We start from the raw sequence: 19,271 nt of genomic DNA on the forward strand, positions 1-19,271 counted from the left end.
TGAAACCGGCTGCAAGTTGTCCGAGGTGGCCGCCAGTGGCCATATCGAGCGGTGACGGTGCGACGGTCGATTCGGCGTGAGAGGACTCGTTCGGCGTCGACCGCGACCGGACGTTCAGAGGAAGTCGGCGAGGCCCGACTGGCCGTCGTCATCCTCGGCGTCGGCCGCCCGGTCGTCGACGTCCTGCGTCTCGTCGCCGCCGTCATCGCCATCGTCGCCGTCGGTCCCGTCGTCCGCGGTCGCGTCGGTGGCGTCGTCACCGGGTGCGTCCGCCCCCTCGCCCGTCGACTCCTCGCTCGCGACCGCGCCGAGCGTCGCCTGCCCGTCGTTCCCGCCGTCGCCGTCACTCGCCTCCGAGCCGTCGCTCTCGTCCGCGTCCGGGTCGCTCGCGCGACCGCCCGCGAACGCACCGCCGGAGTGCTCGACCGCCGCCTGCTCGCGGCGCACCTCGGCGTCCTCGACGATGGACTGGACCTTGTTCGTGCTCTCGCCGCTGCCCGTGACGTACGCGAGGTCGCTCGCGTCGAACTCGTAGGTCGCCGCTATCGCGACCGTCAGGTCGCGGGGCTTGCAGTGATGGATCATCGTCGAGAGGTACGGGAGGATGCGGCGACGCGCCGTCCCGATGCTCGTCCCGCTGCGTTCGGCGATCTTCCGCGCGATGGCGTCGCGCTGCTTGCGTTTCCCCTTCGTTCGCCCGAGCTTCGACCAGTAACTCGGCGGCCCGTATCGCGTCCACCCGCCGTGGTCGTGCTGGCGCGCCGCCGGAATCCCCGCGGCGACGTTGTCGCCAGCGTACCGCCAGTACGAGTAGTTCTGCGTCGCACGCACCCGCCCCAGCCAGCGGTCGGCGTTCGACAGGAACTCGTACGCGTCCGCGAGCTCGTCGCCGTAGTAGTCCTTCGGGACGTTGTCCTCCACCCAGTTCAGTAACTCGTCGGGCGTCTCGTCCACGTCGTAGGACTGCTTGAGCGCGGTCTCCGCGTCCGCGTGCTTGATGACGTCGTCGAGGAAGTCGAAGATGCCCTCCGTGCGGTCGCGTTCGCTCGTCACGACGTCCTCGGCCGTGAGCACCGACGTCTCCTCGGCGAGCGCCTGCAGGTCGTTCACCGCCGACCGCAGGTCGCCGCTGGTCTCCTCCGCGATCGCGGAAAGCGCCGCGTCCTCGTACTCGATGCCCTCCTGCCGGCAGATGTCCCTGAGGACGGGGACGATGGAGCGCTTCGAGACGTCCCGGAACTCGACGTCCTGGCACGCGTTCCGGAGGCCGTTACTCATGTCGTAGAACTCGTTCGCGATCAGGACGATCGGCTGGTTCGCGTCCTTCACGACGCGCGTCACCTCCCGCGACCCGCCATAGTCGGCGTTCCCGTGGAAGTTGTCCGCCTCGTCCAGCACCACGAGTCGACGCCCGGCACCGCCCTCGGTGAGCGTCCCGGACTTCGCCGCCTCGCCCGCGACCTTCTCCACGACGTCAGCCGTCCGCGAGTCGCTCGCGTTCAACTCCATCACCGCCCACCCCATGTCGTTCGCGAGCGCGTGCGCCGCCGACGTCTTCCCGACGCCCGGACTCCCGTGGAGGATGACGGCCTCGCGGTGCTCGTCCCACGACCGCGCCCACTTCTCGAACGCGTCCCGGGCCTTGTCGTTCCCGCGGACCGCCGACAGCGTCGTCGGGCGGTACTTCTCCGTCCAGTCGGTCATTACTCGAAGGCAGGTGCGTGGCGCGTTTAGTGGTTGCGGAGGCCGGCGGAACGGGTGCTGGTCGCGCTGAGCGAGTTCTCGGCGTTGGCACCGGTGGCGCTATCGTTCGCGCCGACCTGGCTGGCGTATGCAGGACCTCTCCTCGGCGGTGGCGGTCGTGACGGGCGCGAGCCGCGGCGTCGGTCGCGGTATCGCACTGGAACTCGGTGCTGCGGGCGCGACGGTGTACGTCACCGGGCGGAGCGTCGACGCGTCGGACGCGCCGGACGAACTGTCGGGGACGGTGACGGGGACGGCGGACGCGGTGACGGACGCGGGCGGCGACGGTATCGCGGTCGCGTGCGACCACACCGACGACGCGGCCGTTGCGGCGCTCGCCGAGCGAATCGACGACGAGCACGGTCGCGTGGACGTCCTCGTGAACAACGTCTGGGGCGGGTACGAGGAGTACGACGAGACGTTCGACGCGCCGTTCTGGGAGCAACCCGTCGAGCGCTGGGACGCGATGTTCGACGTCGGCGTTCGCGCGCACTTCACGACGACTCGCGCGCTCGCGTCGCTCCTGTTCGCGGCCGACGACGCGCTCGTCGTCACCATCTCCTCGGGCGACGGCGACCGGTACCGCGGGAACGTGCCCTACGACGTCGCGAAGACGGCGGACGACCGACTCGGGAAGGCGATGGCGTACGAACTGCGAGGGCGGGGAATCGCCTCGGTCGTCCTCCACCCGGGATTCACGCGCACCGAGCGCGTCGTCGCCGCGTTCGAGAGCACGGGCGAAGCGGTTCCCGAGACGGCGCACTCGCCGGCGTTCGTCGGGCGGGCGGTCGTCGCGCTCGCGACCGACCCGGACGTCTTCGACCGCTCCGGCGACGTCCGACGGGTCGGCGAACTCGCTCGCGAGTACGACTTCGCGGACGTCGACGGGACCCAACCGGAGCCGTTCGACCTCGACACGCCCGAACTGTAGAGTGACGGCGCGGCCCGGAGGACTTCGAGTCCGGCACCCTCGAGTGCGGGGTCGGCCACCGACCCGGCAGTCGACCCGGCGACGACCACCAACCCGACAGTCGACCCCTGACCCCGCAGTCGACCATTACCCGGCGGTCGACCACGGTACGCGGGGAGTACCGCCCGACGCCGCCGCAGTGGAGCTGCCCGGGCAGCAGTTACGAGGCTAATAATATCAACAACCGGAGAGCGTTGCCGGGTTGAAATCTAGGGAGACGATTTTAAGGATTCGAGTGTGTCGGTTTCGGTCATGACTCAGTCGGACAGCCCCTCCACCACGGACGCGACGAAATCGGCCTACGCGTCCACAGACCACGCAGACGTAACGGACGGTGACCTGCGGTCAGAGGAGGTATTCTTCATCCTCTCGAACGACCGCCGCCGCAAGGCGATCGAGGTTCTCTGTGAGGTCGACGAGACGATCAGCGTGAACGACCTCGCGGACCGCGTCTTCGCCGCACAGCAATCGGACCCCGAGGAGAACCCGGACGACGACGCCTGCCAGAACCTGTACATCTCGCTGTACCAGACGCACGTCCCGGTCCTCGAGGACGCCGGCGTCGTCGAGTACGACAGCGACCGCGGCGTCGTCGAACCGACCGACGCGATCGAGGTGTTCGAACGTCACCTGGAGACGTCCACGTCGGCGGACGCAGGTCGAAGCGACTGGATGGACTACTACGTCCTCGGTGGCGGCCTGTCCGTCGCGCTCTGGGCCGTGCACGCGCTCGCGCTCGTGAAGGGATACGGGCTCGTCCTCCACTCGACGTCGGTCCTTTCGACGCTCACGGTCGTCGCGTCCGACCTGTATCGTCGCGCCCAGTCTGCGATAGCGGAGGCCGAGACGCCCGAGTGACCGGCAGGGCCACGATTCCGTTCGTCAGTACTGCTCGCGTCCCCGCATTCGATTCGAGCCGACGCTCTTCTCCACGATAGCAGCCCCCGTCGCACGTGCACGGCGGGCGTTGGCATGTACCCAACGCGGTGTTCCCGCTCGGTTTCGAACCGATTACAGTGCCTTCCACCGAGTTGCAGCGGTCCCAGTTGCCGGCCGGTCGACGTGGCAGCGGTGCGGTTCGCGCCGTCGATCCGTCGGACGCATCCCGTTCGTTAGCCGTAATATAGGCCATTCCTCGCTCGAGTACGGTCGCCTGAACGAACGGAACAGCCGATTAGGATAGTCATATAAGTTGTGGCCCTCCGTTGCACCGGGCAGAAGAATGAGTTCACGAACGCCATCGACCACGAACTCCAGCGCCGTTCGCATCGTCCTGGAGGGATACACTCGGCTGAAGCGAGTGAAATCGCGCGTTACGGCGGGCATCGCTTCTACGGGCGGACCGTCAGTGCCGCCCCGGCGTTCGACGACCGAGACGTCGCCCGAAGCGGATCGGGTAGGCGAGGCGTCCACGTCGGCGACGCCGGCCGATAGCCGCGACGTCGAGTCGATAGACCTGACGCGGCTCGAGCCGGACGCGCGCATCATGACTGCGCTCGAGCGCGAGGGCGGCTGGATGTGGCAGACCGAAGTCGTCGACGAGGTCGACCTCTCCTCGTCGACGGTCAGCCGCCACCTGTCCTCGCTCGAGGAGGACGACGAGGTCCAGCGCGTCCGCATCCGCCGGGAGAAGGTGGTCGGACTACCCGACAGCGATCTCGAGGTCTTCCAGTCTCCCTACGAATCCGATCGGTAGAGGACGCACCCGCCGTCCCCCGCCAGATCGCGTCGGCCACCCCCGACCGACCCGCTTCCGTTCCTGGATCGCCCGTCTGCGGTCGCGTCCCGGGGGAACTATCGTTCGTCCCGGCTGGCGACGACCGGAACGACGCCGGTGCCGAAGGCGTATCCTACATAAAGACACGCCCTACACGAGTCGGTTTCTGATTTAAAGGGCGGACATCTGAAGGCAATCGACCATCGCCATTGGTGTCCTCTGTTCGGTCATATGGAGCAGAGCAACGAAACAGAGACAACAGATGGGACTGGGAGGAACTCCGAAACCGGAGCGGATTACGATGTGCTCGGGCGGCGCGAATACGTTGCGCTCACCGGCACCGCGTGCCTCACGGGACTCTCTGACGTTACGATCACTCGAGCGACAGCCAGCAAGAAACCGACCGTGTACGACATCGTCGAGGAGGGCGCGGACCCGACCGGCGAGGAACCGATCGATGCCGTCTTCGCGGAACTCGAGCACGACGACGCCGTGATCGAGTTCCCGAGCGGGACGTACAAGGTACAGGGACTGAACCTCTACAGTCGCGAGAACTTCACGATGCGCGGCATCGGCGACGTGACGCTCGTCCCGAGCGCCGACCACGACGAGAACTGGATCGCGGGCTGGTCGATGCGGAACTTCACGTTCGAGAACTTCACGCTCGACCACACCGCGACCGGCGTCGCGCCGACGCTCTCGTTCGGCTGCTACGACGGCCTGCACATCAAGGACATCACGAAGGTCGGCTACCACGACACGGACCACACCGCGTTCGGCGCGTGGGTGCTCGATTCCGACGGCACCGGACTCGTCGAGAACCTCACGATGGCCGACGGCAGCAAACCCGTGAACCCCGTCGGGGTGTACTCGGGGTCGAAGGGCACGCTCACGTTCCGGAACTGCCACATCGAGGGGTTCGGGAACAATGGGCTGTACGCGTCGACCGGGACCGGCCCGATCCACGTCGAAGGCGGCCTCTTCAAGAACAACGACCGAACGCAGGTCCGACTCGGTTCGCCGGGGAGTTCGGTCACGGGAGCGACCATCGTCGTCGACGACCCCGAACAGGAGGGCCAGAACCAGCGCGGGATCCGCATCTCGGACAATCCCGGACCGGTGACGATCGACGACTGCGACATCACGCTCCGCGCCGGGAGCGGGTTCGGTGGGATCGTCGGCGCGTTCGACGGCGGGTCGTTCACCGTCACGAACACGCGGATCTACGTCGACGAGGACTACCACAGTCACTGGGACGACCAGACCGCGCCCGCGATCTACGTGGACGAAGTCGGTGACGTCGAACAGAGCGGCGGTGGCGGCGAACGCTACTTCGAGAACGTCTCGATCACGGGCGGCGGGCACGGCGAGTATCCCGCGGTCCTCGTCCGGCGTTCGGACAACACGTTCGAGAACTGCTGCGTGCAGATGGCCGGGTCCGAGAAGACCGGGTTCGGGTCGTTCGGTGGCGTCTCGAACAACGTCGTCCGGAACAGCAACGTGAACGTTCCGGGTGCGGTGTCCGACGACACGTTCGAGACCGAGAACCTCACGTACGGCGACTCGTGTCCGGTCCCGGATGGCGTGAACGAGATCCAGACCGAGTCCCCCGGGTCCTACGAGGACGTCAGCATCGCTGACGCGCCGGTTCCGGGCGACGCGAGCAAACTCACGTACCCCGTGATGGGGACGGACTCCGAGAACCCGACGCTGCGCGTGTACGGGAACTTCGTGTACGGGAACACGCAGGACTTCGCGCTCGGGAACCTGAAGGCGATCATGCAGAAGTACGTCCTCCCGGGGCACGTGAACGTCGAGTTCCGCTCGGTAGCGTACCCGGACGACCACTACCTCAACAGCGTCGAGGGCGAGGAGCGTCTCGCGCAGCTCGCGCTCGGCGTGTGGCACAAGAACAACTGGGACAAGTACTGGGGGTTCTTCGAGTACTGCTTCGAGAACCAGGGCGACTTCGAGTGGCGCACGTACGACGAGGCTGCGGACCTCCTGCAGCGCAACGACGTGTCGACGTACGGCTGGATTCCGGCGCTCGCGGGCGACGACGAGTGGGTCGACGAGGTCGTGGAGTCGCGCCGCCAGGCGGCCGAGGACGACCTGGCGTACGTCCCACAGATCGCGTTCCGCGGCGACCTCGCGGGCGCGAACTGGGACACCGAGAAGCTCCTCGACTGGATCGGCCCGCGCCTCTAGAGCGACCGGCGGCCTGTCGCCTCGTTCGCCGACTGCCGCGGCGCGCGGTGACGGACGGCGGCATCGGTTTCCACGGTCGTGGCACCCTTCTTCCTCGGTCGTGGCGCCCGCTGTCCCGGTTCGCGACATCGAAGAGACCACGGACGCAGTATGGAAGAGTCCCAGTCACGGTATCGATTCTCCTGTTCTCTCGAGAGGAACGCGTGTTGCCCTCGGGGCACCGGGGCGAGGCGAGAACGAACCGAGAACCTCGCCCACCGACACCGGTTACTTGAAAGGATGGCCTCGATGGATTGGTCATCGTACGACATTCACTTCACATCTGAAGACGAGATACCATCGCATAGTATACTGTATCTGTAAGTATATGATGCGAGAAGTCGACGAGAAGCGGACAGACGGGACAGTGAGCGGCGTTTCGCGGCGGCACGTGCTGAGAGGTGCGGTGGCGCTCGGCGCGGGTGCGGTGGCGCTCGGTCAGGGGACCGGGGATGCAGCGGCGAGCTCGGGTGCGTCTCGCTCGAGCCACACGATCATGTCGGGGACGTACATGGAGACGACCGTCCACGAGTACGATTCCGGCGTGGCCGGCCCGACGACGCTCGTGGTCGGTGGCATCCACGGCGACGAACGGTCTGGATACGAGGCGGCCGAAACCATCTCCGACTGGTCCGTGAAGTCGGGGCGACTCGTCGTCCTACCGCGCGCGAACGTCGACGCCATCGCGCGCGACGTCCGCCCGTACGACAACGACCTGAACCGGGACTTTCCGCCGACGGGCGGGGACTGTTACTCGTCGCTCGCCCGCGGCATCTGGCAGACGGTCGAGCAGGTCGACCCGGACTGGGTGTTCGACCTCCACAGCTCTCGGGGCATCTACAAGTCCGGCGACGGTGGCGTCGGGCAGGCGCTGTTCCCGACGTGGACGTCTCCGTCGCGCGAGAACGGCGAGAACGCGGTCGCGTACCTGAACGACGCGTTCGGGCTGACGGGCGACATGGCGTACCGCATGGGGAACACGCTCGACGCGGACCGCGACATGCTGATGCACCGCGTCGCCGGGATGCTGGACCGTCCCGGCTTCATCTGTGAGACGACGGAGAAGGCGCCACTCGAGGACCAGATCCAGTGGCACCTGGCGACCGTCGAGCACGTGATGGGCCAGTACGGCCAGTACCGTGGGGAGCCGACGCAGTCGAAGACGCCGTCGAGCGCGAAGTACGTCGCGAGGACCGCGACCCTCGACGACTACTGGAAGACGTTCGACTTCGGCGAGTACTACGGGAACCCGGTCGTGGTCGCGCCGTCGGTCTCGTACGTCGGGACGGACCCCGCGCACCCGCGGCTCAGTAACCTGACGAACCGGAGCGTCGACGTGCGCGTCGAGGAGTGGAACTACCTGAACGACGTTCACTATCAGGAGTCCGCGGGCGTCCTCGCGTTCGAGGACGACGCGAACCTGGTCGGCGACGACGGCGGACGCATCCAGGCGGGTCGCCAGCACGTCGGGAGCGCCTGGGAGGAGGTATCGTTCGACGACTCGTTCGACTCGGCACCGATCGTGCTCGCGTCCCCGATGAGCGACTACTCGGGGATCCCCGTGATATCGCGTATCCGCCGCATCACGCGCGACGGGTTCCAGATCCTGAATCAAGAGGAGGACGCGAGCACCGCGTTCGAGGACCAGGAGATGACGGGCTGGGTGGCTATCGAGCCCGGGACGGGGAGTCTCGGTGGGCGCCGCTACGAGGCGGGTCGCGTCACGATGGACGACGCGATGCGCTCGATCGACTTCTCGCGCTCGTACGACGACCCGGTGTTCCTCGCGAGCCCGACGACGTACAACGGCTGGAACACGGTGACGGTCCGGCACTCGAACCTCTCGAGTACGGGCGTGGATGCGTTCCTCCAGGAGGAGCAGAGCGCGGACTGGGAGCAGAGCCACACGGCGGAGAAGGTCAGTTACGTGGTCTTCGAAGGATAGTACTCGGCGTCGACCGGCGCGCACTCGCGTCTCTCTGTTGCGGGTTCACGGTCCCGGACGGTCACGCCGACCAGATCGGTCTGCGAGCGCGTTCGACACACGAGAACGGAGTGGGGGCGCGGTCACCGACGCCCGTCAGCTGCGGCCGTCGGCAGCGAGCGAGCCGTTCACGCGCAGGAGCCGGTCGAGCGTCGTCCAGTCACCGTGCGCGGTGACGGCAGCCGTGGTCGTGAACGACTCGAACTCGCTGGCGCCGTCGGACTGTTCGACGCGCTGGGCGTCGTCGACCGAACTCGACCCCTCACCGGAGTCAGACCCGTCGCCGCCATCGGACCCGTCGCCGCCATCGGACCCGTCGCCGCCATCGGACCCGTCGCCGCCATCGGACCCGTCGCCGCCATCAGACCCGTCGCCGCCGTCGTCCGGGACGGCGTCGGGGTCGTCACCGTAACACATCGTCACCTGTCCGTTGTCGTAGAGCGTGCTGCGCTCGGGTCCACAGACGTCGTGCTGGTCCACCGGGTAGAGCGCCGAGTGCTGGCCGACGTCGACGATCGGCGCACCCTGGGTCTGGTACTCGCGGTAGATGACGAGGTCGTCGGGGGTCGCGGACGTGTTCGGGTTCACCGCCATCATCGTCGCCCGCGGGTTCGCTTCCGTCCGCCGGTACACCTCCGCGTACGGCAGGTCGGTGTACACCGGCCGGTCCTCGTCGATCACGCGATCGAAGTGCGAGACCGCCTCCAGTTCGGGTTCCGTGTACGAGAACCGCGGCTGGTCGTGGTCGAACACTGGCGAGTCGATCGTCGCGTCCGTCGACACCAGCATCCCCGCCGGGTACGCGAGCGCGAGCAGGAGGAGGACCGCGGTGACGGCGGTCGGGTTGAGATTCCGCGCGATGAACCCGAGGCCGAGCGCGCCGAGGGCGGCCATCGGGAGGAACATGAACGCGAACCAGCGTCCCGGGAGGAACAACCCGACGCCCATGATCGGGAGGAACAACGCGAACGCGATCATGATCGCGGACACGAAGATCAAGAGAAGGCGTGCGAGCGTCGTGCGCTCCGAGCGCAGCGCGTACAGGCACCCGATGAACGTGATGCCGAGCAGGAGCATGAACCCGAGCACGTCGATGTACGGGATGAGTCGATCGACGAGCGTCGTGTTCCGCCCGATCGCCGCCCCGCCCGAGGTCGGCGTGGACTGGAGGTTGAACAGGCCCGCGGACTCGACGAGCGTCGTCCGGAGCTTCTCGAGCATCACCGTCGTGAACGTCCCGCCCTTGTACGGCGTGACGCTCCAGACGAGCGTGAGGAGCCCGACCTGGAACACGAACAGCCCGGAGAGGTCGCGTGCGCGAACGTCCGGATAGAGGAAGTCGCTCGTCACGACGTACTGGACGACCGCGGCCGTTCCGATGGTGACGAGCATGATGAACGCCGACACCTGATGGGAGAGCGTGAGTGCGACGATGAAGAACACGAGGAGCGCGACGTCCCGGACGCCGCGGCCCTGGAGGACGCGCACGAAGTAGTAGAAGCCCGCGAGGAAGAACAGGAGGCCGAGACTCGTCGGGATGAGGTGGATGCTCCACTTGATCGCGTGGTCGCTGAACGCGAACAGCGCGGTGGCGGCGAGCGCCCACCGTGCCGGGACCGCGCGGTTTGCGGTCTCGTACACGAGCAGGAGGACGCCGAGGAGGCCGACGCCGACGGTCAGGTGGAGCGCGGACTCGAGCGCGAGACCGCCGAACAACGACGCGGACACCACGAGCAGGTGGTACAGGGGTGACGCGTAGTACTTCGCGCCACGCGACGCGTGATCGCGCATCGCCTCCAGACTCCCGGTCTCCTTGAGGTCGACCGCGAGCTTCGAGAGGTGCGTCCAGATGTCGATTCCCACGAAGCCCGCGGTCGTGAACAGCGCGGCGAACCGGATGGTCGCGCCGAGCACGAGGATCTGGAGGAGGACGAGTCCGGGGACGACGTCGTCGTCCGCTCCGAAGAATATCTGCGAGAGGACGAGCGTCCCGCCGACGGCGCCGAACGCGTAGAACGCCGGGGAGCGCGTGCCCTGGAGCGTCGCGAGCAGGATCATGACGGCGACGGTTCCGAACGTGAACGCGGGCATGAACCGCGTCGCTGGCCGCGGTATCGTCGGGAGCGCGTGCCCGATGCCGCCTTCGCCGCGGCCGGTGGCGTTCCGGTACGCGAGCAAGTAGATGGCGCTCGCGAGGATGATGACGATGGGGAGGGTCTCCGCGAACAGGTGCGAGAGAACGAACCGGAGCGGGAGGAGACAGAAACCGCCGATCAGGCCGAGGATCGCCACGTCCCGATCGAACGGGCGGTTGCGTATCCGCGACGCGATGCGGCCGTGGAACGAGGAACTCATTGTCGAACGTACCGGCTCGGGGCCTCCTTATTACCCGCCAGCTAACTCCGGGTCGGGCGGTTACCGGCGAACTAACACCTCGTGGACCGGACTTGAGTCGGTTTCGCGGCGTCGAAACAGTCCCGAACGTTCACGGAACCGCGAACAAATCGCAAGAAACAGCAACGACTGTCTGGTTTGAAGGGTGCGCCGCAGGTGGAGTGATGGTGATGTCTGAGCAGTCAGGGTCAGGAGGTCGCATCGGAAGGCGGACAGTTCTCGCGGGCATGTGTGGCGCCGCTGCCACGACGGCTGCCGCGGGGACCGTGACCGGGAGCGACGGGCGGTACGACAGGGTCGTTGACATCGTCGAAGCGGGGGCAGACCCGACCGGGGAGGAACCGATCGACGACGTCTTCGCGTCCGTCAAGGGCGACGACACGCTCGTCGAGTTCCCGAGCGGTCGGTTCAAGATCAACCAGATCAGTCTCTACGGTCTGACGAACTTCGGGATGCGCGGGCTCGACGACGACGTCGTCCTCGTCGCGGACGAGAACCACGGCGAGGAGTACTGGATAGCGGGTTCGAGCACTCGTAACGTCCTCTTCGAGAACTTCACGCTCGACCACACGGTCGACGGTGTCTCGCCGTCCGTGGAGTTCGGAACCTACGACGGACTCGTCGTGAAGGACGTCGTGAAGGAGGGCTCGCAGGACGGCGACCAGACCGCGTTCGGGTTCCGGACGTACGAGTCGGGTAGTTCGGCGCTCGTCGAGAACCTCGAACTCACGGACGGGTCGATTCCCGACGGCCCGGTCGCCGTGTACGTCGACGGCGAAGGGACGGCAAAGTTCCGGAACTGTCGGGTCGCGGGATACGGGAACAACGGGCTCTACGGGTCCTGGGCGACGGGTGCAGTCCAGATCGAGGGCGGACTGTACAAGAACAACGACCGCTCGCAGATCCGACTCGGCGGCGCCGGGAGTTACGTCGACGACGCGGCGGTCGTCGTGGACGACCCGGACGGCGCGGAACCGAACGTCGGCATCCGCGTCTCGAACGGGGTCGGGCCGGTGACGGTCACGAACACCGACGTCTCGATGACGAAGGGACGCGGGAGCGGCGCGATCGTCGCGGCGGACAACGGCGGGACGCTCGTCGTCGAGGACTCCCGGATCCACATCGGGTCGGACTTCACGACGAACGGCTCCGGCGGGACGCGGACCGCGCCCGGCATCTTCCTCGATACCCCGCCCGGGTCGGCGACGACGACGGAGATAGCGAGCACGTCCATCACGGGCGGCGAGAACTACTATCCGGCGGTGCTCTCGTACCGCAGCGATGTCACCGTCCGGGACTCCTGCATCCAGTGGTCGGGTCCGGACGGCATCTGGTTCGACGGCAGCAGCAACGACGTTTCGAACACGAACATCACGGTCTCTGGCGACGAGGTCGTCGGTGAGGCGGACGTCTCGGGCGTCACCACGGGTGACTCGTGCCCGCGGCCGTCGTTCGGCGGCGACGACGGGAGCGATGACGGCGAGGCGTCGCTGGCGAACGCGCCCATCCCTGGGAACGCGAGCGAACTCACGTACCCCGTGATGGGGACGGACTCCGAGAACCCGACGCTCACCGTGTACGGGAACTTCGTGTACCCGAACACGCGCGAGTTCGCGCTCGGGAATCTCCCCGAGATCCACGACGCCTACGTCGCGTCCGGCGACCTGAACGTCGAGTTCCGCTGCATCGCGTACGACGACGACCATCGCCTGAACACGGTCCCGGGCGAGGTCCGACTCGCGCAGCTCGCGCTCGGCGTCTGGGACCAGAACGACTGGGACGAGTACTGGAGCTTCTTCGAGTACTGCTTCGAACAGCAGGGCGACTTCGAGTGGCACACGTACGAGGAGGCGGTGAACGTCCTCGAACGGAACGACGTCCGGAACTCCGCGTGGATTCCGGCGCTCGCCGGCGTCGGCGAGTGGGAAGACGAACTCCGCGACACGCGGATCGCGGCGACCGACGCGGGCCTCGAGTACGTCCCCCAGATCGAGTTCCGCGGTGATCTCGCGAGCGCGACCTGGGACACCCAGAAGCTCCTCGACTGGATCGGCCGTCGCCTCTAGAGCGACCGTCGAGGAGTCGCGACGACGCGCCGGGTCGCGGGGCGTGCGTTCGGCACCGTCTCGTCAGCGAACCGCAGTTCCAGGTCGCTTACGGCCAGGATAAGGACTCGATTTCGCCGTTAACCGGATCGAAGTGTCAGCGGGATACTCTCGATATCGATAGCGTTCGGGGCTCTCGACCGCGAGACCCATCACGCAGGGCGTGGGACGGTCCCTGGGGCGTTCGCGTCGTCACAATGTGACCGCTCGATAGCGAAACGGTCGTCGAGTCCGCCCACCACGACCCTTACCTGGCCGATAATATTGAATGTGGGTCGACTACGACTGGATGATGCCAAGCGACAGATCCCGACGCAGAACACTGAAAGCACTCGGTCTGGGTGCCGCGACGGGCCTGGCCGGTTGCATGGACACGATAGGTGGCAGCTCGACGGACGACGAGACCGATCCGAACACGTCCGATGAGTCCACGACGACGGTCGGGACCGAGCCCTCCGACTCCACGACGAACGAAGAGACCACGACGTCCAAGGAGCCGAAAGGCCTGATCGACGACTTCGAGGATCTCTCGAAGTGGGACGTCAAGAAGGGCCGGCTCGAACCCATGAAGGAGGACGCGTACGAGGGAAGTCAGTCCGCGGCCCTGAAACGCACCGGGCCGGAACCCGTCATCGAGCGGGCCGTGGACCTGAACGCGGCCAAGGCGAACCTCTCGCTCGCCGTGAACCTCAACACGGAGGAGCACGCGGTCCTCGACGTCCGCCTCATCAACGAGAACCAGTCGAACGAGGTCGTTCTCGCAGAGTCCGTTCGCGCGTCAACGAGCGGATTCTGGCATCGGCTGGACATGGGCGCGACCGGCGTCAGCGGCCTCCCGGACCTCTCGAACGTCACGAAGATCCGCATCCGTATGCGCGGCGGCGGTGACGGCGGGAGTGTCCGCATCGACGACCTGAAGACCGTGCCGACGCCCGACAAGGGCTACGTCGCGGTCGTGTTCGACGACGCGCAGGAGTCCGACTACACGAAGGGCTTCGAGATCCTGAAGCAGTACGACATCCCGGCGACGTCCGCGATCGTCACGGACCACGTCGGCGACGACGGGTTCCTCTCCCTCGATCAGATGAAGGAGATGAAGCAGGCTGGCTGGGAGATGGCGTCGCACTCGGCGACCCACGCGAACCTCCTGAACGCGTCCCGCCTCGAGGCGGAACGCGAGGTCGTGAACGCGAAGGAGTGGCTAGTGGAGAACGGGTTCGAGACGGGCGCACAGAACTTCGTGTATCCCTACGGGCTGTACGACAACAACCTGCTGAGTTTCGTGGAGAAGTACCACGACATGGGCTTCGGGTTCTTCAGCACGCGGAACGCCGCGAACGGCTACATCACGGACCCGATGACGATCTCGCGCGGTGACGGCCGCCACATCGAGAAGGCGAAGTCGATGGTCGACCTCGCGCACCTGTACAACGACCTGGAGATCATCACGTTCCACGGGATCGACCGTGGCGGGAAGTTCGACGTGACGAGCGACGAGTTCGCGGAGTTCGCGGAGTACCTGAACCAGGCGAACGTGAAGCCGATCACGCTGTCGCAAGTCAAGAAGAAGTTTCAGAAGAAGAGCCAGCATTGGTGAGCGCACCTCGAACGAGCTGCGTGACCGACAGCTCGGTCGACACGCCGACGGTCTGGTCGTGCTCGCGTTACCTGGATCGCTTCCGCGAGCGTCCGTGCGGCCGCCGCTGATTCCTTCTGTCATTCCCCGTCGCCGCGACCACCAGCAGCGCAACCCGTCCTCGAGCGACGTCACCGTCGACGCGCCCGCCTCCACGGACGTGCGGTCGACGGCCCGCTGGTCGACGCTCCGTTGGTCGACGACCCGCTGGTCGACGCTCCGTTGGTCGACAATCCGCTGGTCGACGCGCACTGCTTGCTAGCGTTTCGACGGACGGTGGGGTCGCGCTCGCTCCGACCGAGGCCGCTGGTGCTCCGAATCGTCGTGAGAGACCGAGCGAGCCGAGGGACCTCTCCATCCCGGCGCTCGGCACGCGGAGGCGCGCGTCGTCGCTCGGCATTGGGCTGCGAGCACCCGTCGGTCGCCACGCAGGGTGGCGGTCGCATTCGAGCGGGCCGGGAGCGCGACTCACTCAGGGGTGCGCACCAGCGCTATCCGCGAGACGCACCACGAGTCGGATGGGCGTCGACCGACGCTAGTTCCACAGGTGGTCGGCGACCGACCGGTAGAGTTCGCGGAGGACGGGGAACCCGTCGAGCGCCCAGACGAGCGCGGTGAACGAGACGAGCGCGAGCTCGAAGACGAGGACGGCCGAGAGTTCGCCGGACGCGACCTCGTGGAGGAACCGCGAGAAGTACTGGTTGAACGTCTGAAGGAGGCCGCCGTAGTTCCCGGGTTCGCCGACGACGACCGGCCACAGGACCGCGTGCACGGCGAGTTCGCCGCCGCGGATGGCGGGATAGACGACGTCCCCGACGAGGTGCGAGAGGTAGCCGACGACGAACGCGGCCGCGAGACGCGGTCGGTTCTCGTTGCCGGCGACCGCGACGACGATACCGACGAGGAGCGGCGCGACGAACGCGGAGTGCGCGACCGAGTACCCCGTCTCTGTGACCTCCAGCGTCCACGAGAGTGGCTTGTCGACGAGGTCAGGGAGGAGCGACGCGAACGCGACGACGAGGACGCCGTCGCCGCGCGGTGACTCGCCGAACGCGACCCGCGACACGATCGAGTAGAGGACGTACGCGAAACCGAGGTGCTCCCACGGCCACATCAGCCGCGAGCACCCCGACAGGCGCGTTCACGACGACTGCTCGACGCACCCAGCGCGGTGGTCGCTGGCGTCGCCCGCTCGGCCGCCGTAGGCCCGCACCGAGATCGGCGACACATCACGCCACCTCGAGCGTCAGGACGCGGTAGGCGGTCTCGCGCGACGGCGTCGACGGCGGCGCTCCCCTGTAGAGGAGGACCGCGACTTCGATGTCGTCGCCGCTCGGCGGCGACACCTGGAACGTCTCGCTCGCCGTCTCGCCGTCGCCAGCCGATAGCGTCTCGGTCGCGAGCACGCGCTGCCCCCGGACCTGTACCGCGCCGTCCGAGCCCTCGCTGACGCGTTGCGCGACCACCACCGCGGTGTACTCCTGGGATTCGCCCTCGTGGTTCTCGAGGCGGACTTCCAGGGGTTCGCCGTCGTCGAGCACCGCCGCTTCCGCCACGGTCTGGTCGCCTTTCACGACCGAGAACTCCGTGTATTGCGCGGTCGACGGCCCGTGCCAGGCCGCGAACCCGGCGCTCCCGACCACGAGAACGAGGCTCAGGCCGACCGCGAGGTTGTACGTGGTCGTGTGCGAGTCCGCACCCCAGCTGTGGTCGTTCGTGAACATGAGCGCGCTGACCGGGAACGTCGGCGCGTACCGCTCGTCCGGGTCGAGCATCGCTCGCCGAACGAACCCGGCGAGAGCGAACGCGAGCGTGAGCGCGACGACGCCACCGAGTATCGACGTGCGCGTGATCCCGTACGGCGTGAAGTTCACGGCGAGCGCGACGAACGCGACGAGGCCGAGACTGAGCGCGGTCGAGGCGCCGAGTCGCTCGACCATCGACCGGCCGACGGACGGGTCGGCGTCGGGGTCGTGGGCTCGCGGGAACAGCGCGACGGAGACCGCGTACCCCGGCAGGAACAGGACGAGGAGAGCGGTCGCGGCGACGCGAACACCGGGGACCGCGCCGTGGACGGCGAGCGCGGCGCCTACTGTGAGCACGAGAACGGCGAGGACGTCGAGGAGCCAGCGAATCGTCCGAGTCATCTGCACGACCCTAGCTCGTCGACGTAGTTTATTACCGGGACGCTAAGGGCGCGTTGCTGATGACTAAGCACTGTGGCGGACGTCGACGGGCGTGCGCTGTCGGTCCGCTGCCCCCCGGGTGCGCGAGGAAACGAGCGCCGAAAACCGGCCGCAGCGACCGTCGACCGCACCTATCGGTGCCGGTGCCGCACGAGTCGTCTGCGGTCGCGGAGCGCGGGACGACGTGGCAGCGCGTCACGACGCCGGGAGCGCGGGACGACGTGGCAGCGCGTCACGACGACGGGAGCGCGTCAGGAGGACGCGAGTTCGGTCTCGACGTGCTCGCGCTCCCACTGGAGGCGCTCGCGGATCGCGTCCTCACCCTGCTCGGTGATGGCGTAGGCGTTCGTGCGACCGTCGATCGTGCCCTTGTCAACGAGGTGCTTGTCGACGAGCGTGTCGAGGTTCCGATAGAGGCGTCCGTGTGGGAGCGGGCTCTCGACGGATTCCTCCAGTTCCTGTTTGAGGTGCCTGCCGCTCACCTCGTCGAGGCTCGTGAGGATGACGAGGATGTTGTACTGGAAGCTTGTCAGGTCGGTTCTCATCTCTACGCAAGGATGCGTCCCGGTACCACAAATATCCAGATAGTCGTTGTGCGTCCTACTCGATAAGTAAACCCCGAAACCTTCGCAATATCCCACACGTTCGATGCGGGACGCTCGGACCCGCGGAAGACCGCTCGCCCGCGGCATTGCTCGCGGTTTATGCCTCCAATACTAATGCCATAGCGGGCCGTTCGTCGAGCCATGTTCGGAACGAGCGGGATCCGCGGTGAGTACGGATCGGACGTGACGACGGAGACGGCGCTGTCGATCGGCCGGGCGGTCGCCGCGACGGGTGCGGGGCGCGCGGTCGTGGGCCGGGACGCACGCGAGAGCGGTGAACCGCTGAAGGGCGCGATGATGGCGGGGCTCCGCGAGGGCGGCGTGGACGTCGTGGACGTCGGCGAGGCGGCGACGCCGACGGTCGCGCGCAGCGTCGCGCGACACGACGCGGACGTGGGCGTGGTGGTGACGGCGTCCCACAATCCGGCGCCGGACAACGGCATCAAGCTCTGGAATCCGAGCGGGCAGGCGTTCGACGCCACCCAGCGCGCGGAGATCGAGCGTATCGTCCGCGAGGGCGACTACGTCGAGGGCGCCTACGACGACGTCGGCCAGTACGAGCGTGACGAGCACGCAGCGCGCGCACACGCGTCCGAACTCGTCGATGGGCGCAGCATCGACGCGGACCTGGACGTGATCGTGGACGTCGGGAACGGGACGGGTGGCGTGACCTGTACCGTGCTCGACGAACTCGGCTGTACCGTGGAGACGCTGAACGCGCAGCCCGACGGGCGGTTCCCGGGTCGGGAGAGCGAGCCGACCGCCGAGCACTGCGGCGCCCTCCAGGACCTGGTCGCGGCGCGCGCGGACCTCGGGATCGCGCACGACGGGGACGCGGACCGCATGATGGCGGTGACGAGCGACGGGACGTTCGTCGACGGCGACGTCCTCCTCGCGGTGTTCGCGAGTGCGGTGGCGAGCGACGGCGACCGGGTTGCCGCCCCGCTGAACACGAGCATGGCGGTCGACGACGCGCTCGCCGAGTTCGGTGCGAGCGTGGAACGTACGCGCGTCGGCGACGTGTTCGTCGCGGAGGCCGCGACGGCGCCGGACGTCGCGTTCGGCGGTGAACCAAGCGGTGCGTGGATCTGGCCCGACGAGACGCTCTGCCCGGACGGCCCGCTCGCCGCGGTGAAGCTCGTCGAACTCGTCGCCGACGCCGGGTCGCTCGACGCGCTCCTCGACGTCATCGACGCGTACCCGCTGCGGCGCGCGAGCGTGGAGACCGACGAGAAGGCGCGCGCGATGGACGCCGTCGCCGACCGACTCCACGACGCGTACGACGACGTGGACGACAGCGACGGCGTGCGCGTCGACGTCGGCGACGGCTGGTTCCTCGTGCGGCCGAGCGGCACGCAACCGCTCGTTCGCGTCACCGCCGAATCCCGGACCGAGGCGCGCGCGGACGAGCTCTTCGAGCGCGCGCACGACCTTGTGACGGACGCGGTCGCAGCCGTGGAGACCGCCGCGCCCCCGGAGCAGTCCATGGACTGAGTGCGCCAGTCGCCACGTGCCGGGGTCGAAACCGTGTCGGTCGGTTCCGACGGTTTCGCCGCTCGAAACCGTCTCGAACGTGGTTTATCCGGCGGATAATAATGGTCCCTTCGCCACTGGGTGTAAGTACCGGTGCAGACCGGTGAGGTGAAAGCCCTCGACGGCTGGCTACGTCCGACCTAGCACGGAC

Annotated in this window: 13 protein-coding genes; 8 read left to right on the forward strand and 5 right to left on the reverse strand. The window is 67.4% G+C overall.

Going from position 1 to position 19,271, the window contains the following annotated elements; translation table 11 throughout:
• Positions 1-114: 114 nt before the first annotated feature.
• Complete coding sequence (locus ACZ48X_RS08005) at positions 115-1,704, reverse strand: replication factor C large subunit (protein WP_336352294.1); 1,590 nt, start codon at positions 1,702-1,704, stop codon at positions 115-117.
• A gap of 127 nt (positions 1,705-1,831) precedes the next feature.
• Between ACZ48X_RS08005 and ACZ48X_RS08010 the strand changes: the two genes are divergently transcribed.
• The 5 genes from ACZ48X_RS08010 to ACZ48X_RS08030 all read left to right on the forward strand — a co-directional run bounded on the left by ACZ48X_RS08010 (position 1,832) and on the right by ACZ48X_RS08030 (position 8,622).
• A complete protein-coding gene (locus tag ACZ48X_RS08010; RefSeq protein WP_336352295.1) occupies positions 1,832-2,674 on the forward strand; it encodes an SDR family NAD(P)-dependent oxidoreductase in 843 nt (280 codons plus the stop codon).
• A 291-nt stretch (positions 2,675-2,965) separates the two neighbouring features.
• On the forward strand, positions 2,966-3,571 hold the full coding sequence (locus ACZ48X_RS08015) for a DUF7344 domain-containing protein (protein ID WP_336352296.1): 606 nt from the start codon (positions 2,966-2,968) through the stop codon (positions 3,569-3,571).
• A gap of 364 nt (positions 3,572-3,935) precedes the next feature.
• Positions 3,936-4,409, forward strand: coding sequence for a helix-turn-helix transcriptional regulator (locus ACZ48X_RS08020; RefSeq protein ID WP_418934299.1), 474 nt, complete (start codon positions 3,936-3,938; stop codon positions 4,407-4,409).
• Between the two features lie 426 nt (positions 4,410-4,835).
• The gene (locus tag ACZ48X_RS08025) at positions 4,836-6,638 is read left to right on the forward strand and encodes a right-handed parallel beta-helix repeat-containing protein (RefSeq protein WP_336352298.1); all 1,803 of its coding nucleotides are present in this window, start codon (positions 4,836-4,838) and stop codon (positions 6,636-6,638) included.
• Positions 6,639-7,083: 445 nt separating this feature from the next.
• Positions 7,084-8,622: a M99 family carboxypeptidase catalytic domain-containing protein gene (locus ACZ48X_RS08030; RefSeq protein WP_336352299.1), complete on the forward strand. Its 1,539-nt coding sequence runs from the start codon at positions 7,084-7,086 to the stop codon at positions 8,620-8,622.
• 135 nt (positions 8,623-8,757) lie between these two features.
• On the opposite strand, the gene ACZ48X_RS08035 is transcribed toward ACZ48X_RS08030, so the two are convergent.
• Positions 8,758-11,016, reverse strand: a complete 2,259-nt coding sequence (locus ACZ48X_RS08035; protein WP_336352300.1) for a hypothetical protein — start codon at positions 11,014-11,016, stop codon at positions 8,758-8,760.
• Between the two features lie 266 nt (positions 11,017-11,282).
• Between ACZ48X_RS08035 and ACZ48X_RS08040 the strand changes: the two genes are divergently transcribed.
• Together ACZ48X_RS08040 and ACZ48X_RS08045 are read left to right on the forward strand one after the other, a co-directional pair.
• Entirely contained in the window at positions 11,283-13,121 is a 1,839-nt protein-coding gene (locus ACZ48X_RS08040; protein WP_336352301.1) for a hypothetical protein, read from the forward strand.
• Positions 13,122-13,527: 406 nt separating this feature from the next.
• Positions 13,528-14,757 carry a polysaccharide deacetylase family protein gene (locus tag ACZ48X_RS08045; RefSeq protein WP_336352302.1) on the forward strand — a complete coding sequence of 410 codons (1,230 nt, stop codon included), beginning with the start codon at positions 13,528-13,530 and terminating at the stop codon, positions 14,755-14,757.
• Between the two features lie 574 nt (positions 14,758-15,331).
• On the opposite strand, the gene ACZ48X_RS08050 is transcribed toward ACZ48X_RS08045, so the two are convergent.
• The 3 genes from ACZ48X_RS08050 to ACZ48X_RS08060 form a co-directional block, all read right to left on the reverse strand.
• Complete coding sequence (locus ACZ48X_RS08050; protein ID WP_336352303.1) at positions 15,332-15,910, reverse strand: metal-dependent hydrolase; 579 nt, start codon at positions 15,908-15,910, stop codon at positions 15,332-15,334.
• A gap of 115 nt (positions 15,911-16,025) precedes the next feature.
• Positions 16,026-16,943, reverse strand: coding sequence for a DUF1616 domain-containing protein (locus tag ACZ48X_RS08055; RefSeq protein ID WP_336352304.1), 918 nt, complete (start codon positions 16,941-16,943; stop codon positions 16,026-16,028).
• Between the two features lie 290 nt (positions 16,944-17,233).
• Positions 17,234-17,527, reverse strand: a complete 294-nt coding sequence (locus tag ACZ48X_RS08060; RefSeq protein ID WP_336352305.1) for a PadR family transcriptional regulator — start codon at positions 17,525-17,527, stop codon at positions 17,234-17,236.
• A 201-nt stretch (positions 17,528-17,728) separates the two neighbouring features.
• Between ACZ48X_RS08060 and glmM the strand changes: the two genes are divergently transcribed.
• Positions 17,729-19,081 (forward strand): phosphoglucosamine mutase, encoded by a 1,353-nt coding sequence (gene glmM / locus ACZ48X_RS08065; RefSeq protein WP_336352306.1) that lies wholly within the window; start codon positions 17,729-17,731, stop codon positions 19,079-19,081.
• Positions 19,082-19,271: the final 190 nt, after the last annotated feature.

Source organism: Halorubellus litoreus (genome assembly GCF_055378595.1).